The sequence below is a fragment of the Pseudomonas mendocina genome, from assembly GCF_003008615.1.
GTDB lineage: Bacteria > Pseudomonadota > Gammaproteobacteria > Pseudomonadales > Pseudomonadaceae > Aquipseudomonas > Aquipseudomonas mendocina_C.
Genome location: NZ_CP027657.1, coordinates 161,376 through 186,239 on the forward strand (window position 1 = coordinate 161,376; position 24,864 = coordinate 186,239).

At 62.2% G+C, this 24,864-nt stretch carries 18 protein-coding genes; 10 read left to right on the top strand and 8 right to left on the bottom strand.

Annotation, left to right across the window (positions count from 1 at the left end; translation table 11 throughout):
* Positions 1–40 precede the first annotated feature (40 nt).
* On the top strand, positions 41–1,924 hold the full coding sequence (locus C7A17_RS00845) for a methyl-accepting chemotaxis protein (protein WP_106736227.1): 1,884 nt from the start codon (positions 41–43) through the stop codon (positions 1,922–1,924).
* A gap of 57 nt (positions 1,925–1,981) precedes the next feature.
* On the opposite strand, the gene C7A17_RS00850 is transcribed toward C7A17_RS00845, so the two are convergent.
* Complete coding sequence (locus tag C7A17_RS00850; RefSeq protein WP_199796382.1) at positions 1,982–2,977, bottom strand: TRAP transporter substrate-binding protein; 996 nt, start codon at positions 2,975–2,977, stop codon at positions 1,982–1,984.
* A gap of 349 nt (positions 2,978–3,326) precedes the next feature.
* Between C7A17_RS00850 and C7A17_RS00855 the strand changes: the two genes are divergently transcribed.
* The 9 genes from C7A17_RS00855 to C7A17_RS00895 all read left to right on the top strand — a co-directional run bounded on the left by C7A17_RS00855 (position 3,327) and on the right by C7A17_RS00895 (position 12,787).
* Positions 3,327–4,079, top strand: a complete 753-nt coding sequence (locus C7A17_RS00855; protein WP_106736229.1) for a 5-oxoprolinase subunit PxpA — start codon at positions 3,327–3,329, stop codon at positions 4,077–4,079.
* Positions 4,076–4,789, top strand: a complete 714-nt coding sequence (locus C7A17_RS00860; RefSeq protein ID WP_106736230.1) for a 5-oxoprolinase subunit B family protein — start codon at positions 4,076–4,078, stop codon at positions 4,787–4,789. Before C7A17_RS00855 ends, C7A17_RS00860 begins: the two co-directional genes overlap by 4 nt.
* The gene (locus tag C7A17_RS00865) at positions 4,786–5,715 is read left to right on the top strand and encodes a 5-oxoprolinase subunit C family protein (RefSeq protein WP_106736231.1); all 930 of its coding nucleotides are present in this window, start codon (positions 4,786–4,788) and stop codon (positions 5,713–5,715) included. The genes C7A17_RS00860 and C7A17_RS00865 overlap by 4 nt, the downstream gene beginning before the upstream one ends.
* 191 nt (positions 5,716–5,906) lie before the next feature.
* Positions 5,907–6,866: an AAA family ATPase gene (locus C7A17_RS00870; protein ID WP_106736232.1), complete on the top strand. Its 960-nt coding sequence runs from the start codon at positions 5,907–5,909 to the stop codon at positions 6,864–6,866.
* Positions 6,867–6,966: 100 nt separating this feature from the next.
* Positions 6,967–7,914, top strand: coding sequence for a DUF58 domain-containing protein (locus tag C7A17_RS00875; protein ID WP_106742659.1), 948 nt, complete (start codon positions 6,967–6,969; stop codon positions 7,912–7,914).
* The gene (locus tag C7A17_RS00880) at positions 7,911–8,405 is read left to right on the top strand and encodes a DUF4381 domain-containing protein (RefSeq protein ID WP_106736233.1); all 495 of its coding nucleotides are present in this window, start codon (positions 7,911–7,913) and stop codon (positions 8,403–8,405) included. The genes C7A17_RS00875 and C7A17_RS00880 overlap by 4 nt, the downstream gene beginning before the upstream one ends.
* Positions 8,398–9,405, top strand: a complete 1,008-nt coding sequence (locus C7A17_RS00885) for a vWA domain-containing protein (protein WP_106736234.1) — start codon at positions 8,398–8,400, stop codon at positions 9,403–9,405. Before C7A17_RS00880 ends, C7A17_RS00885 begins: the two co-directional genes overlap by 8 nt.
* Positions 9,402–11,153 carry a VWA domain-containing protein gene (locus C7A17_RS00890; RefSeq protein WP_106736235.1) on the top strand — a complete coding sequence of 584 codons (1,752 nt, stop codon included), beginning with the start codon at positions 9,402–9,404 and terminating at the stop codon, positions 11,151–11,153. Before C7A17_RS00885 ends, C7A17_RS00890 begins: the two co-directional genes overlap by 4 nt.
* Entirely contained in the window at positions 11,150–12,787 is a 1,638-nt protein-coding gene (locus C7A17_RS00895; RefSeq protein ID WP_106736236.1) for a BatD family protein, read from the top strand. Before C7A17_RS00890 ends, C7A17_RS00895 begins: the two co-directional genes overlap by 4 nt.
* Before the next feature lie 444 nt (positions 12,788–13,231).
* On the opposite strand, the gene C7A17_RS00900 is transcribed toward C7A17_RS00895, so the two are convergent.
* From C7A17_RS00900 to C7A17_RS00930, 7 genes are all read right to left on the bottom strand, one after another.
* Complete coding sequence (locus C7A17_RS00900) at positions 13,232–15,610, bottom strand: efflux RND transporter permease subunit (RefSeq protein ID WP_106736237.1); 2,379 nt, start codon at positions 15,608–15,610, stop codon at positions 13,232–13,234.
* Between the two features lie 16 nt (positions 15,611–15,626).
* A complete protein-coding gene (locus tag C7A17_RS00905) occupies positions 15,627–16,706 on the bottom strand; it encodes a WD40/YVTN/BNR-like repeat-containing protein (RefSeq protein WP_106736238.1) in 1,080 nt (359 codons plus the stop codon).
* 410 nt (positions 16,707–17,116) lie between these two features.
* Positions 17,117–18,487 carry a DUF1329 domain-containing protein gene (locus C7A17_RS00910; RefSeq protein ID WP_106736239.1) on the bottom strand — a complete coding sequence of 457 codons (1,371 nt, stop codon included), beginning with the start codon at positions 18,485–18,487 and terminating at the stop codon, positions 17,117–17,119.
* A 67-nt stretch (positions 18,488–18,554) separates the two neighbouring features.
* Positions 18,555–20,564, bottom strand: coding sequence for a DUF1302 domain-containing protein (locus tag C7A17_RS00915; RefSeq protein ID WP_106736240.1), 2,010 nt, complete (start codon positions 20,562–20,564; stop codon positions 18,555–18,557).
* 483 nt (positions 20,565–21,047) lie between these two features.
* Positions 21,048–23,705 (bottom strand): aminopeptidase N, encoded by a 2,658-nt coding sequence (gene pepN, locus C7A17_RS00920; protein WP_106736241.1) that lies wholly within the window; start codon positions 23,703–23,705, stop codon positions 21,048–21,050.
* A gap of 50 nt (positions 23,706–23,755) precedes the next feature.
* Complete coding sequence (locus C7A17_RS00925; protein ID WP_106736242.1) at positions 23,756–24,592, bottom strand: DUF2797 domain-containing protein; 837 nt, start codon at positions 24,590–24,592, stop codon at positions 23,756–23,758.
* Positions 24,592–24,855 carry a YeaC family protein gene (locus tag C7A17_RS00930; protein WP_074681470.1) on the bottom strand — a complete coding sequence of 88 codons (264 nt, stop codon included), beginning with the start codon at positions 24,853–24,855 and terminating at the stop codon, positions 24,592–24,594. The genes C7A17_RS00925 and C7A17_RS00930 overlap by 1 nt, the downstream gene beginning before the upstream one ends.
* Positions 24,856–24,864: the final 9 nt, after the last annotated feature.

Below are 24,864 nucleotides of genomic sequence, written 5' to 3' on the forward strand. Positions count from 1 at the left end.
TTCCCGAGAATCATCCTGAAGAAGATGGCGAGGCGTTATCGTGAGCTTTTTACTGTCCTGGCAACAAAAATTCCGTTTGCTCGTCGCACTGACCTTGATCAGTCTGACGCTGATGGCGGCCGCTTCATTCTGGGCTAACCAGCGCCTGGGCGATGCGCTGCAGGCGCGCAGCAGTGCCGGCGCCTATGCCAGCGCGACCACGGAGCTGATGAACCAGTGGTGGCGTACAAGCGCGCAGCGACAGCAACTGAGCCCCAACGACGTGGCCAGCTACACCGCGCATCTGACCGAACTGGAGGCGCTCGTCAGACAACTCGTGGAGCAGGCCAAGCAGTTGAATGACGCCAGCCTGATTGAAGATGCCCAACAGATCGAGACGGTATTGCAGCGAGAAGTGGCCGAACAACGCACCTGGCTGACCCTCAATCAAGGCCTGGGCCTGACCCCCTTCGAGGGCCAGCGCAAAGTCCTGGCTGACAGCGCACGCGAGCTCGAATCCATCACCATCAGCCTGATCCAGCCCGCCATCAGCGAGGCCCTGAGCGCGCAGCGCGACTACCTGTCGACCTTCGATGACGCCTTCGCCCAAACCGCCCAGGCCGCCATCGGCGAACTGCAGACCAAGATCACCGACCTGGACTGGCAGGAAACCCCCATCGGGCAGAATGCGCAGAAATTCTCGGCAGCCTTCAACCAGGCGCAGCAGAGCATCGAACGCATCAACGCGGCCAATCGGCAGATCGCCGAACTTGCCCGGCAGTTACAGGAGAGTGTCGATGCACAAAGCCGCAACCTCGAAGGCGGCTTGCTGGCACGAACCGAAATGGACGCGCAACAGGCACGCAGCTCTGCGCAGTGGATCATGGGCCTGAGCTTCGTCATCGTCGCCGGCCTGCTCACCATCACCCTGCTGCAGGCCTCGCGCGTACTGGTGGCACGTCTGCACAATGCCACTCAACTGCTCAGCCAGGTGGCCTCGGGCGACCTGACCGGCAAGCTGCCGGTGGGCAACAATCCCAAGGATGAATTCAACCAGTTGGCCGCTGCCGCCAATCGCATGATCCAGGGCATCGGTGGCATCGTTTCCCAGGTGGTGAAGGCCAATGGCGAACTGGGCCGCCTGCATGGTCATCTCGGTGATGCCATGCGCCAACTGGGCGACAACAGCATGCAGGTGGAGATGCAGACCGAACAGGCCGCCTCCGCCTCGCAACAGATCAGCGCCACGCTCAACGACATGGCGCAACGCACCGCCGAGGTCGGCACGGCAACCAGCAGCGCCTACGATGCTGCCCGCAACGGCGGCCAGGTGATCGCCGCCAGTGTCGAAAGCATGAGCCGCCTGGCCCAGTTGATTCAGGACACGCACGCTCAGGTCGACGCACTGGGGCAAAGCAGCGCTCGCGTGAGCGGTATCGTCGATGTGATCAACAGCCTGGCCGACCAGACCAACCTGCTCGCGCTCAACGCCGCCATCGAAGCTGCGCGGGCCGGTGAAGCCGGGCGTGGCTTCTCGGTGGTCGCCGACGAGGTGCGTTCGCTGGCACAGAAAACCGTCGCCGCCACCACCGACATCAGCGCCATCGTCGGCGAGTTCCAGCAGCAGACCCGGCACATGCATCAGTTGATGAGCAACGGCCTCGGCCTCGCGGCAGACAGCGAACGCCATGCCGGCGACGTGGCCAACGCCATCGACTCCATCACCCAGGCCATGGAGCGCCTCAACGGTGAAATGAATCAGGTCGTGGTGGCGATCGAAGAAGTGTCCACCACCACCGAGGACATCGCCGACAAGATGGAGTCCATCAACCTGCATACCGGCCAGAGCAAGGATCTGCGGCATAACCTCGGCCATCACACCGAAGGCCTCTCCTCTCAGGTCGATGCCCTCGGCCGCAGCGCCAGCCAGTTCCGCCTGGTCTGAACGAAAAGGCCCGACCGATATCCATCGGCCGGGCCTTGCTCACCGCTTGCTGCGACTCTAGCGTTCGCCGCCCTCGAGATAGTCATCGATGATGCGTGCGCGATCCTCGCCCGCGCGCGCCAACCACTCGTTGGTCAGAGTCTGGCCGACCTCGGTCAGGCCCTGATGCAGCGCCGGCGGAATGTCCTGAACGACGGTAATGCCGCGCCGGGCCAGCATGCGTGTCTGATACCCGGTCAACGCCCAGGAAAGCTCCCAGCCGGCCCGCTCGGCGCGCTCGCCGGCATGCAGCAGCGCCTGCCGGTGCGCCTCGGGCAAACGCTGGAAGGCCCGTTCGTTGACGATGACGATGTTCTTGGGAATGAACGCCCTGACATCGTAGAAGTGGGAAACGAAATCCCAGGCGCGCAGATCCATGCCCGTGGCGCTGGAGGTCAGCATGACGTCGACCTTGCCATCACGAAAGGCCTGCGCCACGTCCTCGGTATTGATGGTCGTCGGCTGCGCGTGCAGCAGGTGCGCCAGGCGCGAAATGGTCGGGTTGTAACTGCGAAAACGCAGGTCACGCAGATCGCCAACATGCTGCAGAGGGCGATCACTGAACAGACTCTGTGCCGGCCATGGTACCGCGTAGACCAGACGCACACCGTCAGCCAGCAGTCGCTGTTCGATCGCGCTGCGGCTGACCGCCCAGAGCTTGCGGGCCTGCTCGTAATCGGTGGCGAGAAACGGCAGGCTGTCCAGTTCGTAGATCGGGTCTTCGTTGCCCAGCGCCGACATGAACAGGTCGCCGAGTTGAATATCGCCACGGCTCACCGCTGGCTTCACATCCAGGCGCCGATACAGGGCAGAGTTGGGATGTACGCGGATGTCCAGATGGCCCTGGGTGGCCTGCCGCACGCTTCTGGCGAAGTCCACCGCGACACGGCTGATGAAGTTGCCCGCAGGTTGCTCGACGGACATCGACCAGCGTTCGTTACTCTGCACGGGAAAGGCCACGGGCAAAGCGACAAGCAGAGCGCAGAGCGCCGACACGCAGTGTACGGTCTTCATGGGGTTCCCCACTGGACAGGTGGTCTGGTGCAGAATCGGCCCGACTTCTGCACAGCGGAAAGCAAAGTCCCCCGGTACGGGAACCGGGGGTGCGCCAAAACAGCGCCAAGGAGCGTCTCACGGGGCTCACTGTCGAGCGCTGAGGCGACACTGTCCAACGGGAAAAAACGGGGTCGTCCGATCAGAAAATCCGATACCCGCCACCATCAGCTTTTCCTATCTCGGGCGGATGTTTTTATTAGTTGGACGCCTCAGGCGGCACTCTGAAAAATGAACGACAACCATTAGAACAGCCTGCGCGCTGTCCACTAGACGTCCTCCACATGCAAGCCACGATTAGGATGCTCCCTTGAATAGCCTGCTTCTGAATTGCGACATCGGCGAAAGCTTCGGCGCCTGGACCATGGGCATGGACGCCGAGGTCATGCCCTTCATCGATTGCGCCAACATCGCCTGCGGTTTCCATGCCTCCGACCCCGGCACCATGCGCAAGACCGTGGCCCTGGCGGTCGAACATGGCGTGCGCATCGGCGCGCACACCGCGTATCAGGATCTGGTCGGTTTCGGTCGCCGTTCGATGGACTGCACGCCGCAGGAAGTCGAAGACCTGATGCTCTATCAGATCGGTGCACTGGAAGGCATCTGCCGTAGCCAGGACAGCCACGTCAGCTACGTCAAACCGCACGGCGCGCTGTATCAGGACATGATGCGCAAGCCCGCCACGCTGCGTGCGGTGATGAGCGCCGTGGCCAAGTACAACCGCCACCTGCCGCTGATGCTGATGTGCACCCGCGACAACAGCCAGTTCCAGACGCTGGGCGACGAGTACGGCCTGACGCTGTGGTTCGAGGCCTTCGCCGACCGCGCCTACGACGCCGAGGGTTTTCTGGTCAGCCGCAAACTGCCCGCAGCGGTGCACCACGACAGCGAAATCATCGTCGACCAGGCCGTGACCCTGGCACGTGGCGAGACCCTGGTCGCCAGCGATGGCAGCGCCCTGTTGCTGCGGGCTCAGACCTTGTGCGTGCATGGCGACAACGCCAGCTCGGTCGCCGCGGTCAAACGTATCCGCCAGGCATTCGATACGCTGGATCAGGCATGAAAGCACCCACCCCACGGCTCGAAGTCGCCGGCATCGATAGCCTGATCCTGCGTCTGTTCGAGCAGATCGACGAAGACAACATGCCCTGGATGCTGGCCGCCAGTCTGCGCCTGAAGGAAGTCTTCGGCGCGGCACTGATCGACCTGGTGCCCTCCTACACCACGCTGCTGCTGCATTACGACCTCACCCTGCTCGACGCACAGCAGGTTCGCGCCCTGGTGGCCCAGGCCTTCGAAGGCCTGCAACCTGCCGTCACCGGCAGTGGCCGCGAACACTGCCTGCCCACCTGGTACGACCGCAGCGTCGGACCGGAGCTGGCCCTGCTGGCCGAACGCACCGGCCTCAGCGAAGCCGAGGTGATCACTCGCCATAGTGACCACGCGTATCAGGTCTTCGCCCTGGGCTTCGCCCCGGGTTTCGCCTTCATGGGGTTGGTCGAAGAGCTACTCGCCACGCCGCGCCTGAGCACCCCGCGTAAACGCATCGCGCCGGGCAGCGTTGGCATTGCCGAACGCCAGACCGCAGCCTACCCGGTGACCTCCCCTGGCGGCTGGAACCTGCTGGGGCGCACCCCGGTGAAACTCTTCGGCGATGACATCGAAGGCTACAGCCTGCTGCAACCGGGCGACCGGGTACGTTTCGTACCGGTCGAACGTGCCGAATTCATCCGCCTGGGCGGCGACGACAGCCCTCTGGAGACCGTGCAATGACCCAGACCTGCAATGGGCTGCGCATCGTGCGTAGCAGCCCTTTCATCCAACTGCAGGATGCCGGCCGTTTTGGCGTACGCCACCTGGGCGTGACCCAGAGCGGCGCGCTGGACTGGATCGCGCAGTACTGGGCCAACTGGCTGCTGGGTAATCCACTGACCGCCGCCGTGGTGGAAATCACCCTCGGCAATGGCGAATTCGAATGCACTCGCGGCGCCACGCTGGCGCTGGCAGGTGCCGACCTGAGCGCGCGCCTGGATGAACAGAGCCTGCAGCCCTGGCGCAGTTTCCGCGTGCGTGCCGGCCAGCGCCTGACGTTCGCCCAGCCACGCCAGGGCGCCCGTGCCTACCTTGCCGCCCCCGGAGGTTTCCTGGCACCGGAGGTACTCGGCAGTTGCGCCAGCATGCTGCGCGAAGGCCTCGGTGGCCTGCACGGCGACGGCCAGGCCCTGGCCAACGGCGACGAACTGAGCTGGGCCGGCACCACCGAGTCCGTGCGAGAAGTCCCTCGGGAACAGATTCCACACTACTCGTCCTGCCCTCGCCTGCCACTGGTACTGGGCGCGCAGATCGGCGACTTCAGCGGACAGAGCCTGTTCGACGCGTTCAACTGCGACTGGCTGATCGACACTCGCGCCGACCGCATGGGCATTCGCCTGAATGGCCCGCAGTTGCAATGCAACCGTGGCTCGATGATCTCCGAAGGCATTCCCCTGGGCGCGGTGCAGGTTCCGCCCGATGGCCAGCCGATCATCCTACTCAACGACCGGCAGACCATCGGTGGTTATCCGCGCCTCGGTGCGTTGACGCCTCAAGCCGTTGCCCGCTTGGCCCAGTGCCTGCCCGGACAGAAGGTACGCCTGACACCCAGCACCCAGGACAGCGCTCAACACCAGCAACGCGAACTGCTGAAACAGTGGCAATAACCGGTCTACTGCGTAGGGCGGGTGCAACCCGCCACCGTCAAGCGGCGGGTTACACCCACCCTACATCTGTTGAGAGGCCAGTCATAACGCGCACGCGATGCATAGCGGCTGAAGCCGCAAATGCATTAAAGTCGGCGGTCTGCACGCGAGGCTGAAAACAGCGCTCGCCCATTGCCCAGAAGAGCCCGACGATGGAACACCGTGACGCGCTAGTCGCCCTGCGACAATTCCTTTCCAGCCAGATTCTCGGCCAGGACAAGCTCATCGACCGCCTGCTGGTCGCCCTGCTAGCCGACGGCCACCTGCTGGTCGAAGGTGCGCCCGGCCTGGCCAAGACCAAGGCGATCAAGGAGCTGGCCGAAGGTATCGAGGGCGAGTTCCACCGCATCCAGTTCACTCCCGATCTGCTGCCTGCGGACATCACCGGCACCGAGATCTACCGCCCGGAAACCGGCAGCTTCGTGTTCCAGCAGGGGCCGATCTTCCACAACCTGGTGCTGGCCGACGAGATCAACCGCGCGCCAGCCAAGGTGCAGTCGGCATTGCTCGAAGCCATGGCCGAGCGCCAGGTATCGGTAGGCCGTAGCACCTACGAACTGTCGCCGCTGTTTCTGGTCATGGCCACGCAGAACCCCATCGAGCAGGAAGGCACCTACCCGTTGCCGGAAGCCCAGCTCGACCGTTTCCTGATGCACGTGAAGATCGGTTTTCCCGATGCAGCCGTGGAACGCAAGATTCTCGCCCAGGCCCGTGGTGATGCGCTCAATGGCGAAGCGAAGCCCGAACACCGGGTCAGCCAGCAGGCGATCTTCGCCGCGCGCAAGGAAATCCTCGGCCTGTACATGGCCGATGCCGTGGAGGAGTATCTGGTGCAACTGGTGATGGCCAGCCGCACCCCGGCCAAGTTCGACACCGAGCTGGCCGACTGGATCGCCTACGGCGCCAGCCCGCGTGGCTCGATCTCCCTGGATCGCTGCGCTCGCGCCCACGCCTGGCTGGCCGGACGCGACTTCGTCAGCCCCGAAGACATCCAGGCGGTGCTGTTCGACGTGCTGCGCCACCGCATCATTCTCTCGTTCGAAGCCGAAGCCTCGGGGGTGGATCAGGATCGCGTGATCCAGCGCATCCTCGATGTGGTGGCGGTGGCCTGATGCAGCTGCTCGCAGCACAATCCCCTCCCGTAGCCCGGATGCAATCCGGGGCTGGTTCACCCTGCTTCCCGGATTGCATCCGGGCTACATGCTGATGTCCATGCAAACCCCAGCCAGCCAACCCGGCATCCACGTCACCCTCGGCGAGCTGATCGACATGCGCCACAAGGTGCATGAAGTGCCGCTGTTCTCCACGCCGGCGCGACGCAGCCCGCTGATCGGCCTGCACCACTCACGCCTGCGTGGGCGTGGCGTGGACTTCGATCAGGTGCGCGTCTACCAGGCCGGTGACGATGTGCGCACCATCGACTGGCGCGTCACCGCACGCACCCAGGAGCCGCACACCAAGCTGTTCCACGAAGAGCGCGAACGACCGATCTTCATCATCGCCGAACAGAGCCAGCGCCTGTTCTTCGGCTCCAGCCTGTGCTTCAAATCGGTATTGGCAGCGCAAGCGGCAGCACTGGTCGCCTGGGCCGCGCTGGGCCACAACGACCGTATCGGTGGCCTGGTATTCGCCGACAACGAGCATCACGAAGTCAAACCACGGCGCAGCAAGCAGAGCCTGCTGCAACTGCTCAATCTGCTGGCACGCGCCAATCAGGCCTTGCAGCCGGAGCCACAGCCTGGCGGGGTGCGCGATGCCTTCGGCCTGGCCTTGCGCCGCGCTCGTGAAGTGCTGCGTCCTGGCAGTCTGGTGGTGGTACTGTGCGACGAACGTGCGCTGAGCGATAACGCCGAGCAGCAGTTGACCCTGCTCGCCCGTCATACCGACCTGCTGCTATTGCCGCTGTCCGACCCGCTCGATCACGCCCTGCCCGCCGCCGGCCTGCTGCGTTTCACCCAGAACGATGCCCAGCTGGAACTGGACAGCCACAACGGCGACCTGCGTCAGCGCTACCGGGAGCAGGCGCAAACGCGCGAACAACGCTGGCAACGTCTGGCGCAAAAACTCGGCGTCCCGCTACTGCCGCTGAGCACCCAGTTCGAACTGGTCGAGCAACTGCAGGAACAACTCAGCGCGCTACGCCCGAGGAAGGCGCCATGAATCCACTCGAGCAGCTGCAGCCGCTGATCGACCCTGCGCCAGTGCATTGGTGGCCACCCGCTCCTGGCTGGTGGTTGCTGGCCGTGCTCTTGCCGCTGCTCGGCTGGGGACTCTGGCACCTGTTAAAGCGCTGGCGCAACAGGCCGCGCCAGGTCGTTCGCGAACAGGCACTCGATCCCCTGCGCCAGGCCGCACTGGACGAACTGGCTCAGTTGCGCAAACCCTACGATGGCCAGGCCGCTGGCCCCTGGCTGCAACAGCTCAACTCCCTGCTCAAGCGCCTGTGCCGCGAACGCTATCCGGACGCGGGCAGCCACATCCTGAGCAGCCGCGCCTGGCTGGCCTTTCTCGACAACCGTTGTCCGGCGGCAGGCCTGACACGCTGGATGATTCTCGTCGAAGGCGCTTACAAACCGCAGTGCACCCTCAGCGACAAGGCCATCACCGAACTCGACCTGGCCGTCGCCACCTGGATTCGCAAGCATGTTTGAGTTCGCCTGGCCCTGGATATTCCTGCTGGCGCCGCTACCCTGGCTGCTGCGTCTGCTCCTGCCGCCAGCCGACAGTGGCGATGCCGCACTGCGCGTGGGCTTTCTCGACGAGCTGCAGAGCATGAGCGGCCGCCGCGCGCGTGCGGCGTTGCCGAGCTGGCGTCAGCAAGCACCGCTGGCGTTGCTCTGGCTGTTGCTGCTGTGCGCGGCGGCACGGCCACAGTGGGTCGGCGAACCCTTGCCGCTACCGGCCAGCGGTCGCGACCTGCTGCTGGCGGTGGATGTTTCCGGCTCGATGGATTACGCCGACATGCAATGGGACGACGAACCGATCAGCCGTCTGGAGCTGGTCAAGCGCCTGCTCGGTGACTTCATCGAGGATCGCCGTGGCGATCGCGTCGGGCTGATCCTGTTCGGCAGCCAGGCCTACCTGCAGGCGCCGCTGACCTTCGACCGCCATACCGTGCGCACCTGGCTGGACGAGGCGTTGATCGGCATCGCCGGCAAGAACACCGCCATCGGAGATGCCATCGGCCTGGCGGTCAAACGTCTGCGCCAACGGCCGACGCAAAGCCGCGTGCTGGTGCTGATCACCGATGGTGCCAACAACGGCGGCGAAATCGAGCCGATGCTCGCGGCACAGCTGGCAGCCGACGAAGGCGTGCGTATCTACACCATCGGTATCGGCGCCGACCCGCAACAAAGCGGCGTACTCGGCGCCCTGGGTTTCACCAGCGGCCTCGACCTGGACGAACCGACGCTACGCGCGATTGCCGACGCCACTGGCGGCGAGTATTTCCGCGCACGCAACCAGGCCGAGTTGGAACAGATCGAACGCAGCCTGGATCGCCTGGAACCCGTCGCCCAGCAACCCACCCTCGCTCGCCCGGCACAGGCGCTGTATGCCTGGCCATTGGCACTGGCGCTGCTCGGCTCGGTGCTGCTGGTCAGCCAGATACTCTGGCCCGACCTGCCACAACGCCTGCGGAGGCGCACATGAGCCTGCTCTGGCCGGAATGGCTACGCCCGTTGTGGCTGCTGGCGCTGCCACTGCTTACCTGGTTGCTGTGGCGCCTATGGCACCGCGAGCGGCAGAGCGGACGCTGGCAACTGCTGCTGCCAGCAGCGTTTCATCAGGTATTGCTCAAGGGCGGCGATGGCCGCACCAGCAAACTGCCCTGGCTGGCGCTCGGCCTGGCCTGGTTGCTGGCCGTGGTGGCATTGCTCGGCCCGAGCTGGCAGCGTGTCGAGCAGAGCAACCAGAAGCCTGCCGACCCGCTACTGGTGCTGCTGGAGCTGACGCCGCAGATGCTCGCCACCGATGGCGCGCCCAATCGCCTGGAGCAAGCCAGACGCAAACTGCTCGACCTGCTCGAAGCACGCAACGACGCGCAAACCGCCATCATCGTCTATGCCGGCAGCGCCCACAGCCTGGTGCCACTGTCGGATGACCTGGCCACCAGCCGCAACCTGCTCGAAGCGCTGAAGCCCTCGCTGATGCCAGAGCCGGGCCGCCGCGCCGACCTGGCCGTCAGCCGCGCCCTGCAACTGCTGGATCAGGCGCAACTGGGCCAGGGTCGCCTGCTGCTCATCACCAGCGCCCTGGATGAACAGGAGCGCAGCGGTATTCAGAAGGCACTGGAAAAACGCTCGGTGCCCCTGCTGATTCTAGGCGTCGGCAGCCGTGAAGGCGCACCGGTGGCGCAGGAAGATGGCAGTTTTCTCAAGGACGAACGTGGCGCCATCCTCATCCCCCGCCTGGACGCACGCGGCCTGCGCGAAGTCGCGCAAGCGCATGACGGCCGTTACACGCCGATCCGCCTCGATGATGAAGACCTCAAGCGTCTGGGCCTGCTCGACGGCCCTACAGCCCTGCGTGATGCCACCGAGCCGACCCTGCTCGACAGTCATATCGATCAAGGCTACTGGCTGTTGCTGCCACTGTTGTTGCTCGCCGCCTGCGCCGGGCGACGCGGCTGGCTGTTCTGCCTGCCCCTACTGTTGATGTTGCCGCCGCAGACCAGCCATGCCTTTACCTTCGACGACCTCTGGCTGCGCCCGGATCAGCAGGGTCAGCGCCTGCTCGATGCCGGCCGCCCGGATGAAGCGGCGCAACGTTTCCAGGATCTGCAGTGGCAAGGCAAAGCGCTCTTCGAGTCCGGCGACTATGCCGGTGCGGCCGAGCGTTTTGCCCAGGGCGACAGCGCCGCCGACCACTACAATCGCGGCAATGCACTGGCCAAATCAGGCGAACTGGAGGCGGCTCTGGACGCCTACGACCAGGCGCTGGAGCGCCAACCCGAACTGGAAGCGGCACAGTACAATCGCGCCCTGGTCGAAGAAGCGCTGCGTCGTCGCCAGGAACAGCAAAGCGCTGACGAAAACTCGCAGACGCAAGCACAGGATGAGGGCGACGAAGAGCCCAGCGAAGCCCCTGCCGGCCAGAGCTCGGACTCGGCGCCCAGCCAACCCGCCACACCAAAACGTGCGGATGACAGCGCTGACAGCAATCAGCCGCAAAGCCCCGAAGACAATGCCACCAGCCCATCCGAGCAAACGCAACCCGGCGAAGAGACGGCGGATACCGATTCAGGCGAACCATCGCCACAGGATACGGACATGGGCTCAGCCGATGAACGCCGCCAGGCAATGGAACAATGGTTGCGACAGATCCCGGATGATCCCGCCGAGCTGCTGCGGCGAAAATTCTGGTACGAACAGCAACAGCGTCAGGAATCATCCCGATGAAGCGTTTGCTCATGCTCCTCCTTCTGCTGGCCGGTCAGACCCATGCCGAAGCCTTCTTCGCCAGTGTCGACCGCACCCGCCTGAGTGAAGGCGAAACCGTGGTGCTGACCCTCGAGTCGACCGACCCGACCCGTTTCGGCAGGCCGGATCTAAGCCCTCTGGATGAACATTTCGAGGTGCTCGGCAGCCGTCAGGTCAACCGCCTGAGCAGCATTGGCGACACCCCGCGCGCCAGCACCCGCTGGATTCTCACCCTGCAACCGCGCCAGAGCGGCGACGTGGTGATCCCGCCGATCCGCCTGGAAGACGCCGAAACCCTGCCGATTACCCTGCACGTCGAGGCACGCAGCAAATCAGCCGGCGGCGAGCAATTGGCCCCGGTATTCATCGACGCCAGCCTCGATCAGGACAGTATCTACGTGCAGGCCCAGGCGGTACTGACGTTGCGCATCTATCATTCGGTGTCGATGTATGACGACAGCAGCCTGACGCCGCTGCAGATGAACAATGCCCGCATCGAACAACTGGGTGAGCCGCGCACCTACGAGAAGAATATCGGCGGCGTGCGCCATGGCGTCATCGAGCTGCAGTACGCCATCTACCCACAACGCAGCGGTGAATTGATCATCCCCGGGCAAATGTTCAGCGCGACCCTGGTCGACCGCTCGCGCGGCAACGACTTCCTGCCCTTCGGCCCGCGCGCCGGCAAGGTCTCGCGGGTCAAGTCGCCGGACATCCCGCTGCATGTCAAAGCCAAGCCTGCCAGTTACCCGGCCGACGCCCCCTGGCTACCGGCACGGGCGTTGGGCCTGGCGGAAACCTGGAACCCGCAGCCGGAGCAGAGCCAGGTCGGTGAGTCGCTGACTCGCCGGCTGATCCTCAAGGTCGACGGCTTGTCCAGTGCCCAGCTACCGCCCTTGCCGGCCACTCAGGTCGACGGCCTGCGCCGCTACCCGGATCAACCGCAGCTGAGCGATCAGAAGAGCGAAACCGGCATGATCGGTACACGTGAAGAGCGTGAGGCGCTGGTGCCGAATCGCAGCGGCAGTTTCGACCTGCCGCCGCTGGAGGTGGTGTGGTGGAACACCCAGACCGACAGCCTGGAGCGCACCACCCTGTCAGCTCGCACGTTGCAGGTTGCGGAGAATCCTCAACTGCAGAACGACGAACAACCCAATACGCCGATGGTGACCACTCAGGTGGTCGAGGGGCCGGCGTTGTGGCCCTGGCAGTTGGCCTGCGCCCTGCTGAGTCTGAGCACGTTGATCGGCTTCGGCCTGTGGTGGCATGCCCGTCGCCAACCGGCGATCCAGCGCGCCGCGCAGACCGGCCCGAGCCCGCGTACCCTGCTCGACGATCTGAAACGTGCCTGCCTGGCCGGCGATGCCCAGGCCACCCGCCACGCCCTCGACGCCTGGGCGCGCCAGCAACCGGAAACCCTGGCCGACATGGCGGCGCGCTACGTGCCCTTGTCGGATGCACTCGATGGTCTCAACGGCGCCCTCTACAGCGAAAGCGGCCAGTTCTGGCAAGGCGAAGAACTGTGGAAAGCCATTCGCAGCCTGCCCGCCAGCCAGGAGCCGAGCGCCGCGCCGCAGGAAAGCAGCGCCTTGCCGCCGCTCTATCCACGCTGACAGTGATATCCGCGGTGCGCATGGCGCACCCTACGGATGATCGCAGCCACACGTCGTAGGGTGCGCCGAGCGCACCAGCTCCGGCACATCGGATCGACCCTGAGCACTGACGGGCAATGTCTCCAGACAACGATCTGCGCAAACGCATCGCCTCCAGCGCCGCAATCGGCGGTGCGCATGGCGCACCCCACGGATGATCGCAGCCACGCGTGGTACGGTGCGCCGCGCGCACCGGCCCCCGACTCCGGCACATCGGCCCCCCCTCACCACTGACAAGATTTCTCCAGGCGACGAATCGCCTCAAGGACAGCAATATCAGCGGTGCGCACGGCGCACCCTACGTGAATGTAGACACGCTTCGATAAGCGTACCGAGCGCGCCCTTCCCTAGGGCCATAACGAAAAAACCGCGGCCCAAGGGCCGCGGTTTTCGTTAAACACTGCCTTAGTGAGCCAGCAGCGAACCACCCTTCTTGCCCACCAGCTTCTCGGGCTTGATCAGGAAGCGCGCCAGTGCCGGCAGCAGCAGCATGGCACCGAACATGTTGACGATGAACATGAAGGTCAGCATCAGGCCCATATCGGCCTGGAACTTGATCGCAGAGAACATCCAGGTCGCCACGCCGATAGCCAGGCACAGGCCGGTGAACAGCACCGCCTTACCGGTCGACTTGAGCGTCTGGTAGTAGGCTTCTTGCAACGGCAGACCCGCGCGCAGGAAGCTCTCCAGGCGGCTGTAGATGTAGATGCCGTAGTCCACACCGATACCCACGCCGAGTGCGATCACCGGCAGGGTCGCGACCTTCATGCCGATGCCGAGGAAAGCCATCAGCGCATTGCCGAGAATCGAGGTGAGGATCAGCGGCAGCACGATGCAGATCATCGCCGGGATCGAGCGGAAGGTGATCAGGCACATGATCGCCACCCACAGGTAGACCAGCGTCAGCATCAGCAGCTCGGAGGTGGAGATCACCTCGTTGGTCGCCGCCTCGATACCTGCGTTACCGGCAGCCAGAAGGAACTCCAGGCCATCGCGGTTGTGCTCGTCAGCGAACGCCTGCACCGCCGCAACGGTACGCTTGAGCGTCTCGGCCTTGTGATCCTCAAGGAACAGCAACACCGGCGCCAGCGAGCAGTCGGCGTTGTACAGACCGTCAGCACGGGCGATGGAGTTGTTCAGCACGTCCTGGTTACGCGACAGGGTTTCCCATTTCAGGTTGCCCTCGTTCATGCCCTTGATCAGCTGCTTGGACACCGTGACCATGGAAATGGCGGACTGCACGCCCTTGGTGTTCTCCATCTTCCACATCAGCTCGTCCATGGCGGACAGGGCTTCGTAGGTGGAGCACCCTTCGGCAGGCGTCTTGACCATCACCACCAGCACGTCGGAGCTGGTCGAGTAGTTCTGGATGATGAAGTCGTTATCCAGGTTATAGCGCGAGTCCGGCCGCAGCTCCGGCGCCCCCTGATCGAGGTCGCCAACTTGCAGGTGAGCCTTCTGGTAGAAGAAGCAACTGACGCCAGCGAGCAGGCCCAGCACCACCATGAATGGCGCCACATTGGGATGGGCGACCTTGGACAGCAGGCGCCACATCGGCTTCTCGGTCACTTCATCCTTCTTGCTACGCTCGATCGCCTTCTTGCTGATACCCAGATAGGAGATCGCCACAGGCAACAGGATGAGGTTGGTGAAAACGATCACCAGCACACCGATGGAAGCACCGATGGCCAGCTCGTGGATCACGCCGATATCGATGATCAGCAACGCGATGAAGCCCACGGCATCAGCCAGGATGGCGATCATGCCGGGCAGGAACAACTGACGGAAGGTGCGTCGCGCCGCCATCAGTGAGTTCTCGGCGCCGCTGGACTGCAGCGCGATCCCGTTGATTTTCTGCACGCCGTGGGACACGCCGATGGCGAAGATCAGGAACGGAACCAGCATCGAGTACGGGTCGAGACCGAAGCCGGCCAGGTGCATCAAGCCCAACTGCCAGACCACCGCGATCAAGGTGGTGACCAGCACGCCGATGGTGCTGCGGATACACCAGCTGAACCAGTACAGCAGGACGAAAGTGATCAGCAGCACGATGGCGAAGAAGCCCACCACCATGATCAGGCCATCGATCAGGTCACCCACCTTCTTGGCGAAACCGATGATGTGGATCTGTACGTTGGGATTTTCCAACTGGTACTTGTCGCGGATCTTCTCTTCCAGCTCGTGGGAGAACTTCTGGTAATCCAGCTTGATCAGCTTGCCCTGATCGTTAGGATCCGGATAGGACTCCAGCAACGGCACGTCGATGATGCTGGACTTGAAGTTGTTCGCCACCAGACGGCCAATCTGCCCGGACTTGAGCACGTTGCTGCGCAGTTCTTCGAGGCTCTGCGCACTGCCGTCGTAGGTCTGCGGAATCACTTCGCCGCCAGCGAAACCTTCTTCGGTCACTTCGGTCCAGCGTACGCTCGGACTCCACAGCGACTTCAGGTTGGAACGGTCGACGCCATTGATGTAGAAGACCTCGTCATGGATCTGCCGCAGCGTTTCCATGTACTCCTTGGCGAAGATGTCGCCGTCCTTGGCCTCTACCGAGATACGCACGGTGTTGCCGAGGTTGGCCAGGTCATTGCGGTGCTCCATCATCTTCTCGATGAACGGATGCGACAGCGGGATCATCTTCTCGAAGCTGGTCGAGGGGCGAACCTGAGTGGCCTGATAGAGCAGAAAGATGGTGGTCAGCAGGCAGAGCAGAATGACCGCCGGCCGATTGTTGAAGATCAGGCGCTCAAGAAAGCTCGCCTTGTCCTGGTGATGATCGGTCATCGAAGACTACCCCTTATTATTGTGCGGTCGGCATGGCGCCAGTCGGTGTAGCCAGGCGAACACCGCCCTGCCCAACCAGAACCAGTTGACCCTTGTCGCCTGCAGCTACCGCTGCCAGGGACAGACGATCCGGACGATTGAACAGGCTGAAGCTGCGTCCACCGTCCTCACTCTTCAGTACCGTGCCACCGTGCCCGACCACCACGATGGAACCGTCGCCCAGCAACACCGCGCCAGACAGACCAAATTCCAGTGGGCCGTTACCGGGGTTCTCGAGTCGAATTTGCTGCCAGCTGTTACCGAAGTCGCTGGAGCGGAACAGATGACCACGCAGACCATAAGCCAGCAGGACGCCGCTCTGATCGGTACCGATCACACCAAACAGTGACCCCTCGTAAGGCTGCTCTTCGATCTTCTCCCAGCTCTCGCCCCAATCGGCGGAACGGAACATGACGCCCATCTCGCCAACGATGAACAGACCGCTGTCCTTGACCGCAGCGATGCCGTTGAGGTGATAGGCATCTTCGTTATCGAGGCGATCGCTGACGTCGTCCCAGGTCTTGCCGCCGTCGATAGTTTCCAGCAACGCACCGTAAGCCCCGACGGCAAAGCCGTGATCGGCATCCTTGAACCAGACATCCAGCAGAGGGGCTTCACGCTCGAGGTCGTCGAACTGCTTGACCCAGGTTTCGCCACCGTCGGTGGTAGCGAGAATCACGGCATCATGGCCGACAGCCCAACCACGCTGCGCATCGAGGAAGAACAGGGAGGTGAGCATCTGCCGGGTCGGCACCTTGGCCTGCACCCAGGTCTGTCCCTGATCATTGGAATAGAGAATGTGGCCACGGTCACCGGCAACGACCAGACGTTGACCCGTGTTGACGACGTCGAGCAACAAGCTGTGAACCGCCTTGGGCGATTCGATGGAATAACCAGCCTCTGCGGCAGCCGAGGTTTCGGCCTGCACGGGCGCGGCGGCAAGAACCAGAACGGAAAGCACACTGCACAGCGAGAGCGCTTTAGCCAGCGGCGAATGGACACGGAGCGCCGGTTTACGCGCCAGAATCGACGCCAGACCGGACTGGGTGCGCCGCATGACGGGCTCACTCATATACCTTCCCCCTTTCTTGTTATAGGCGGTACTGCTTTTAGAGCCTGTTCACGATCTGCTGCGCGTCGGCCCTGCTGCGTTAAAACCAAGCTCGGTAGGCCGCTTGCGGCCAACGCACTTCAGTGCGGCCCCGAAGGGGCGAGCGAAGCGAGTCATGCTCATGTACAAAAGTACACTCTGCTTTCTCGCTTGTTTTTGCCTTGCATTGCTCTAGCTCGCGAACTCGTGAATAGACTCTTACCAGGCCACTCATCCTAGCGAGCTTCGGAAAGCCCTGACAATCAGCGCGACGTTATGTTTTGTAAGGTCGAACCGCTTTATTACAGCCTATTCGCCGGGCTGATACGAAAAGGCCGCTACTACTGTAGCGGCCTTCACGTGAGACTACACGACTATTATCGAGTACCACGGCGACGCAGGGCAGCTGGTTTGAAATAACCGTCGTCCGGAGTGGCCTGGGTGAAGTCGATGGTGTTGCTCTCTTCGTTGTCCAGGTTCTGCACGTGGTAACGACGCGCCTGCAGGTCATGGAACACATCGAGCGCGGACCAGGTGGTCGGCAGGTCGTAGTAGTTCTTCAGGTAGGCGATGGACACACGCCACAGCTCACCACGGCCGTCGTACTGATCCACTACCGCAGCCTGCCAGCTGTCCTCATCGAGGAACAGGGTACGCTTGGAGTAGATGTGGCGAGCGCCGGACTTCAGCGTGCCCTCGACAACCCATACGCGGTGCAGCTCGTTACGGGTCAGCGCCGGATTGAGGTGACCGACCTGCAGCAGATCCTTGTACTTAACGTCAGGGCTGGTGACCTTGTAGTTGTTGTACGGGATGTAGATTTCCTTCTTGCCGACCAGTTTCCAGTCGTAGCGATCCGGGGCACCGTTGAACATGTCGGTGTCGTCGGCAGTGCGCAGACCATCAGCAGCAGCGATCGGGGTGTCGTAAGCCAGGTTCGGCGCACGACGCACGCGACGCTGACCAGCGTTATAGCCCCAGGCCTGACGGGGTTCCTTGACCTGATCCAGCGTCTCGTGAACCAGTACCGCGCCACCGGCCAGGCGCGCCGGGCTGGTGGTGAAGGACAGGTAGTAGAACATGATGTTGTTCAGATCGGCGAAGGAGCCGTTCTGCAGGTAGTACTTGAACAGTGCTTCCTGCTGCGAGGTGACCAGCGAGTAGGCGCCATTGCGCTGCACTGCTACTTCCGAGGCGCGACGCACGATGTAGGTACCACGGTAGCGGGCGACGTGGTTCCACAGCGCCTCGACACCGTTTTGCGGAATCGGGAAGGGGATACCGCCATAGGCATCGGAAAAGCCGTTACCGCCGTCGACCAGCTTGGCAGTGGTGGCGTTCTTGATGGTGTTGTCATAGACCCATTGCGGCGCGGAGCCGGAACGACGGGTCTGGTACACCGGCATCTGATAGGTTTCCGGGTAAGCCTTGAACATGGCGATCTGACCCGGAGTCAGATTGGCCTCGTACTGGCTCAGATTGGCCGCAGTGATGGTAAACAGCGGCTTGTCGTCCGGAAACGGATTGACGTGGTGCTGGCCCGAGCGGGTGTAACCGGCCGGAGCCTGAGTGATGCCGCCGGTCCAGGCGGGAATGGTACCGGCAGCGTTGCCGGCCTTCTCGGCGCCGAAAGGAGTCAGGGTGTCGCCGAGCTTGGCAGCTTCCTGCGGGGAAACGGCAGCCAGTGCGGAGCCGGCGGAAAACGCCAGTGCAATGGCTACAGCCATCAGCCTGTGCTTGTTCAGCATGGGTAATTCTCCGTGAAGAGTATTGCCGAGCGCCCCAAAGCACCCGGCATGTTTCTGGTTATAGGTATCAGAAGGAGTACTTGACGTTCAGGCCAATGTTGTCGCGATCACGCGCACCGTTGTTCTGGCCTGCGCCGTAGAACTCGGTGTACTGAATCTCGGCTTCCAGGCTGTTCAGGTAGCTGGCGCGCATACCAACGGTGTATGCCTTGCGACCTTCGATGAAGTTGCCGGTCTGGTGCGAGTTGCCTTCGAAGTCGTGCTTGAACACGGCGAACGGCGACAGGTTCACGCCGGCGTAGACGTCGTTCCAGGTGCCCGAGAGCACCAGGGTGTAACCGTAGGCGTTCTTGTTGATCTGGTCGTCGCGGCCGTAGCCGGAAATGTAGGAGCCATTCGCACGACCAGAGTAATAACGCACATTACCTTGGAAGTCTGTGTATTTCAGGCTGCTACCACGAATATGCTCAGAACCAAGTTCGGCAACACCAAACAGGGAGTCAAAGCCCAAAGATGGTCCGAAGTTGTAGATAGTGCCGATGGACGTATTGAAAGCCTCTACACGCTCGTAGTTGCTCAAGCGACGATTATCAAGACTTACTGTCTGCCCACCCACTTGCACCTGTTGTCCCAGCGCGATCTGCGGTGCTTGCTGGAGGACCTGCCCCAAGAGGTCGTTGGTGGTGGCGATACCAATCGGCAAATTAGGGCGATAGGAGAACTCACCGAACACCGAGGCGTTTCCTACGGTAGTGTTGAAGCTAAGCCCCATCATCCGGACATCTTCGGCGTATTGCCGGCTTGCCTGAATCTGATCAGCCAGGTCTACCGAGACCAGACCACCGGCAATTTGCTGAGCAATGGCAGCCACAGCAGCAGGGTTACCTGCAACGCCTGCTGCAGCAGCAGCCTGCAACGCTGCCCCCTGAACAGGTGCACTACCAACCAGAGCGCCGAACTGCCCTGCAGTCATACCGCCATAAGCGTCGTCAAGCTGAGCATAAATCGCAGGCTCTTTAGCGTGGTAGTTAACGAAGTAGAAGCCAAACTCGGTCGAGTTCAACTCCTCCGCGATATAGCGGAATGCCACGCCAAACTGTCCATCATTCTTAGCATTGAGGTCATTCTTGATCGACGCGACCTTGAAAGCGTCAGGAGTAGCAAACGAGCTGCCGTTCAAACCATAAGCAGGGTTCAAGACAGAGGCTTGATAAAGAGAAAGACCTCCGAGCAGAGGGTTTGGCGTAAGAGCACCAGCCAGAGCACCACTCTGGTTATATGCAGTGTGCCCACCGTCTGCAAACAGATCCGTCTCCGAGAAATAAGTACCTACCGGATCGATTGCGGACTCTTTCCAGTTGAACTGATAGAAGGCCTCCATCGATAAATTGTCAGTCAGGCCGATGTTGAAACTCAAAGCTTCGACCGGTACCAACACTTCCTTAACTTCCGAACCAGGCAGGCGGAACTTGGCAGCATCGACCGGGTTGGTGGTGTTCACACCACCGCGATAGAACAGACCCTCGCCCCAGTTGAATACCTGCTTACCGAAGCGGCCGGAAACCGGCATGTCGGCGATATCCCAGTTGCCATAGACATAGGCGTCGAGAATCTGCGCATCACGGCCGGCCTTGTGGCGGGTTTCACGGGTGAAGGTGTTATCGCGCGGATAGCTCTGGCTCGGCTGGGCCGGTGTATTGGCGTCATAGTAATCGTTGCGCTTGTCCATGATCTGGGTGTCATAGAAAGCGGTACCCCGAACGAACACGCCGTAGTTCTGATAGGAGACCTCAAGATCCGAGGTGATCTTGAAGACTTCGGAAACCAAGCCGGTATCGAAGTTACGGTTGCCGTCGTTGGTATTGATATCGTTATTGGTCTTGTCCTGCCCCTGAACACGCCACAACTGGCCATAGGAAAGGGTGGTGTCGATGGAGCCGGTAACTTCGTTATCGGCGAAGCTGAACTCCACCGCTTGAGCCTGGGCGGCGACCAGCAATGGCAGAACACCAGCGAACGCAAAGCCGGCCTTGGCCGGGGCAAAACGTAGAACGGGCTTGCGGGACTTAATTTCCATCGAGACTCACTCCGTGGACAGATCATTCTTTTGAGCGATCCCGTAACCGGGTCGCGATATGCCGTACTGGCGACGGCTTGTTTTTTGTAAGTACTGCAAAAAGGTTGAACGACCAAAGCGCCATCACGCGCGGTCAAATCCAACACGGCGTTGCAACCATGGTGCCAATTCAAACGGGTGTATCAGCGCAAACACGCTTGCAAGAGCCTTTGGCCAGTTTCTTTTCGTGACTGATCAGCCACTGACCAATACGTCAGCAATTCACGGAAAATCTGGCGCACTTTGTCCTACGATCCGACGCTTTATGCCACTCACCACGGGGCTTGCAGCCTCGTGGCACGGCGACGACTGATCAACTGTCAAGTCGTGATGCCCTAACTTTAGTGTGCAAACGAATAAGAGATCGCATACACATTCCATTGGGTAACAAAAAAGTGTTACCCATCAGAGACGGGTAACACTTTTTGTACAGCAAAACCCGCCTTAGGCCAGGCTCTTGCTCACCACTTCATAGACATCGCTGGACAGCTCACCGGAAGCGAGGATGCGCTCCAGCTCACCCTTCATCAGTGCCTGGCGAGCCGGCGCGTACTTGCGCCAGCGGGTCAGCGGCGCCAGCAGACGCGAGGCGATCTGCGGGTTGAGGGCATTGAGGGTGATCACCTGGTCGGCAAGGAAGCAATAGCCCGAACCGTCCGCCTGATGGAAGTTGATCAGGTTCTGGTTGGCGAAGGCCCCGATCAGAGCGCGTACCTTGTTCGGGTTCTTCAACGTGAAGGCTTCGTGCTGCATCAGCGCCTGCACGCGCGCCAGACCGCCCGGCAGGGTGCTGGATGCCTGCACGCTGAACCACTGATCCATGACCAGCGCGTTGTCCTTGAAGAACTCGGCGAAGGACGCCAGTGCCTGGCTGCGCTCGGCCTCGAACGGCGAGTTCACCAGCACCGCCAGCGCAGTCAGGCGCTCGGTCATGTTGTCGGCGCTGTCGAACTGCTCGACGCAGGCGGCCAGCACTTCAGGTTGCTCGCTGAGCATCAGGTACGACAGGGCGATGTTCTGCAGGCTGCGCCGAGCGAAGTGCGCAGCCTCAGCCACGTATGACGTGGTCTTGGAGATTTCGCGGTTGGCCTGATAACGCTTGAGTAGCGGTGCATAGAGCGCATCAGCCAGTTGCAGGCGGGCGAACTCGCGCGCCTCGTGGATGGCCTCGACATCGGCCTCTTCGCTGATCTCGGTCAGATACGCCTCGCCTGGCAGCGACAGCATCTCGGCGACCATCGCCTGATCCAGCGACTCGTCTTCGAGCAGGGTGCGCAGCGCCTCGACCAGACGCTGATCGAGCACCATTTCCTCACCCCGCTGGTACTGGCCGATCAACTCCTGCAACACCTGCACGGACAACTGCTGGCCAGCCTCCCAGCGGTTGAAGCCGTCGCTGTCGTGCTGCATGAGGAACATCAGCTGATCGCGGCTGTAGGGGAAGCTCAGCTTGACCGGCGCGCTGAAGCCGCGCAGCAAGGAGGGCAGCGGTTGTGCGGCGATGCCTTCGAAGGTGAAGGTCTGCTCGGTTTCGGTGACCGACAGTACGCGACTGGTACCTTGCGCATCGCTCTCGCCTTGCAGGCGCAGCGGCAGCTCATTGCCCTGAGCATCGAGCAGGCCGAGCGCCACCGGAATCACGAACGGCAGCTTCTCGCTCTGCCCTGGCGTGGCCGGGCAGCTCTGGCGGAAGGTCAGGCTGTAGGTCTGCGCAGCGGCATCATAAGCTTCGCTGACCGCCAGGCGCGGCGTGCCGGCCTGGGTGTACCAACGCTTGAACTGGGTCAGGTCGATGCCACTGGCATCTTCCATGGCCTTGACGAAATCGTCGCAGGTCACGGCCTGGCCATCGTGGCGCTCGAAGTACAGATCCGAGCCCTTGCGAAACAGCTCCGGGCCAAGCAGCGTATGGATCATGCGCAGCACTTCGGCACCCTTCTCGTAGATGGTCAGGGTGTAGAAGTTGGAGATTTCCATGTACGCATCCGGGCGCACCGGGTGGGCCATAGGGCCGGCGTCCTCGGCGAACTGGTGGGTGCGCAGGTAGGCCACATCCTCGATGCGCTTGACGGTGCGCGAGTGAGTGTCGGCGGAGAACTCGCTGTCGCGGAACACGGTGAAGCCTTCCTTGAGCGACAGCTGGAACCAGTCGCGGCAGGTCACGCGGTTGCCCGACCAGTTGTGGAAATACTCGTGCGCCACCACAGCCTCGACGCGCTGGTGCGCGGCATCGGTGGCGGTTTCGGCCTTGGCCAGCACGCAGCTGGAGTTGAAGATATTGAGCCCCTTGTTCTCCATGGCGCCCATATTGAAGTCGTTGACCGCGACGATCATGAAGATGTCCAGGTCGTACTCGCGGCCGTAGACCTCCTCGTCCCACTTCATCGAGCGCTTGAGGCTGTCCATGGCGTGCTGCACCTTGTCGATGTTCTCCGGCTCGACATAGATGCGCAGCGCCACTTCGCGATTGCTCATGGTGGTGAAGCTGTCCTCGACGCACCAGAGATCACCGGCGACCAGGGCGAACAGGTAGGCCGGCTTCTTGAACGGGTCTTCCCAGGTCGCCCAATGACGACCGCCCTCCTCGCTGCCGCTGGCAATCGGGTTGCCATTGGACAGCAGCACCGGGTAGGCATGCTGCTCGGCGCTGACCGTGGTGGTGAATTTGCTCATCACGTCCGGGCGGTCGAGGTAGAAGGTGATCTTGCGGAAACCCTCGGCCTCGCACTGGGTGCAGAACATGCCGCTGGACTTGTACAGGCCTTCCAGCGCGGTATTGCTCTCCGGGTGGATGCGCACGCTGCTGTCGACCACGAAGCGCTCCTGGGTCGGCTGCAGGGTCAGGTGGCTGTCGGTCAGTGTGTAATCGCCTGCGCTCAGCTCGCGGTCGTCGAGCTTCAGCTCCAGCAGCTCCAGTTGCTGGCCATCGAGCACGAGCTTGGGCAGACCGGCGCCCGCTTCGGGATTGCGACGCATGACCAGCTGCGCGTGCACCAGGCTGTGATCCTCGAACAGCTCGAAGGTCAGGTGGGTTTCGTCGATCAGGTAGTCGGGAACCTGATAGTCCTTGAGGTAGATGGTCTTGGATTGCTCGGTGCGCATGGCGCTTGGCCTCTCGTCTGCGGCGCGTGGTGCGCCGGTGGCATCGGGTGTCAGGCGGCGATCTCGTGGACGGCCAACTGGTAAGCGGTGTACTTGCGAATATTGATCACACCGGTGTCGAACATCAGGTACTGGCCCTTGATACCGAGCAGGGTACCTTCGGCCAGCGGCTGCTTGTCCAGATTGAAGCTGGTGATCTTGGCCGGATAGGCTTCGATGGGATAGCGGATTTCCAGCACTTCGGCAGCGGAAAGCGGCTGGATGGCCTGCAGGCCGAAACGCTGCTGCAGCTCAGCAATGCCCGCACCACAGCTGTCGAACAGTTGCTCGCGAATCGCGATCAGGTCGACCGGCTCAGCATCGCCCTTGAGCAGCGCGCGCCAATTGGTCTTGTCCGCCACGCGCGTACGCAGCAAATCCTCGACGAAGCCGGACTGCTGCCGGGTAGCCACGCGCAGGATGGGCAGCGACTGAGTCGCGCCCTGGTCGATCCAGCGCGTCGGCACCTGGCTGGCACGGGTGATGCCGACCTTCACGCCACTGGAATTGGCCAGGTAGACGATATGGTCGGTCATGCAGAACTGCTCGCCCCAGCTCGGCTCACGGCAGGTGCCTTGATCATAATGGCAGCGTTCCGGGCTCATGATGCAGACATCGCATTGCGCCAGCTTCTGCATGCAGGGGTAGCAGTAGCCCTGGCTGAAGCTGGTCTTGGTCTTGCGCCCGCAGTGCGTGCAATGGATCGCGCCGAGGTATTCCAGGCGCAGGTGCTTACCCACCAGCGGGTTGACCGGCACCTCTTCCTCGCCCAGGCGGAAGGCGTATTGCACTGGCGCATCCAGGCGCGCCTTCATTTTGCTCAGCGAGCCACGTCCCAACTCACTCATCAGTGCAGGGTATCCGAGGATTTGAACAGCAGGTTGGGCACCGGCTCGGATTTGCTGCTGCATTCCTGCGGCCCCATGTAGCCGGTGCGCTCTTCCTCCGGCAGGTTCTGCACTTCCCAGGCGATCATCGCCTGCAGGCTCAGCTCCTTCTGTTCCTGGGTCAGCTTGCGGCCATCGGGCCACTTGCCGATTTCCACGGCCAGCTTGAGGCTCTCGTAGATTTCCGGGGTGATGTTTTCAATCGCATCGAGAAAGGACGACATACAGGTCTC

Coding starts and splice junctions, on each gene's coding strand:
- C7A17_RS00850 (WP_199796382.1), bottom strand. CDS start 2,977: ATGAAGACCGTACACTGCGTGTCGGCGCTCTGCGCTCTGCTTGTCGCT.
- C7A17_RS00860 (WP_106736230.1), top strand. CDS start 4,076: ATGAAAGCACCCACCCCACGGCTCGAAGTCGCCGGCATCGATAGCCTG.
- C7A17_RS00865 (WP_106736231.1), top strand. CDS start 4,786: ATGACCCAGACCTGCAATGGGCTGCGCATCGTGCGTAGCAGCCCTTTC.
- C7A17_RS00870 (WP_106736232.1), top strand. CDS start 5,907: ATGGAACACCGTGACGCGCTAGTCGCCCTGCGACAATTCCTTTCCAGC.
- C7A17_RS00875 (WP_106742659.1), top strand. CDS start 6,967: ATGCAAACCCCAGCCAGCCAACCCGGCATCCACGTCACCCTCGGCGAG.
- C7A17_RS00880 (WP_106736233.1), top strand. CDS start 7,911: ATGAATCCACTCGAGCAGCTGCAGCCGCTGATCGACCCTGCGCCAGTG.
- C7A17_RS00885 (WP_106736234.1), top strand. CDS start 8,398: ATGTTTGAGTTCGCCTGGCCCTGGATATTCCTGCTGGCGCCGCTACCC.
- C7A17_RS00890 (WP_106736235.1), top strand. CDS start 9,402: ATGAGCCTGCTCTGGCCGGAATGGCTACGCCCGTTGTGGCTGCTGGCG.
- C7A17_RS00895 (WP_106736236.1), top strand. CDS start 11,150: ATGAAGCGTTTGCTCATGCTCCTCCTTCTGCTGGCCGGTCAGACCCAT.
- C7A17_RS00900 (WP_106736237.1), bottom strand. CDS start 15,610: ATGACCGATCATCACCAGGACAAGGCGAGCTTTCTTGAGCGCCTGATC.
- C7A17_RS00905 (WP_106736238.1), bottom strand. CDS start 16,706: ATGCGGCGCACCCAGTCCGGTCTGGCGTCGATTCTGGCGCGTAAACCG.
- C7A17_RS00910 (WP_106736239.1), bottom strand. CDS start 18,487: ATGCTGAACAAGCACAGGCTGATGGCTGTAGCCATTGCACTGGCGTTT.
- C7A17_RS00915 (WP_106736240.1), bottom strand. CDS start 20,564: ATGGAAATTAAGTCCCGCAAGCCCGTTCTACGTTTTGCCCCGGCCAAG.
- pepN (WP_106736241.1), bottom strand. CDS start 23,705: ATGCGCACCGAGCAATCCAAGACCATCTACCTCAAGGACTATCAGGTT.
- C7A17_RS00925 (WP_106736242.1), bottom strand. CDS start 24,592: ATGAGTGAGTTGGGACGTGGCTCGCTGAGCAAAATGAAGGCGCGCCTG.
- C7A17_RS00930 (WP_074681470.1), bottom strand. CDS start 24,855: ATGTCGTCCTTTCTCGATGCGATTGAAAACATCACCCCGGAAATCTAC.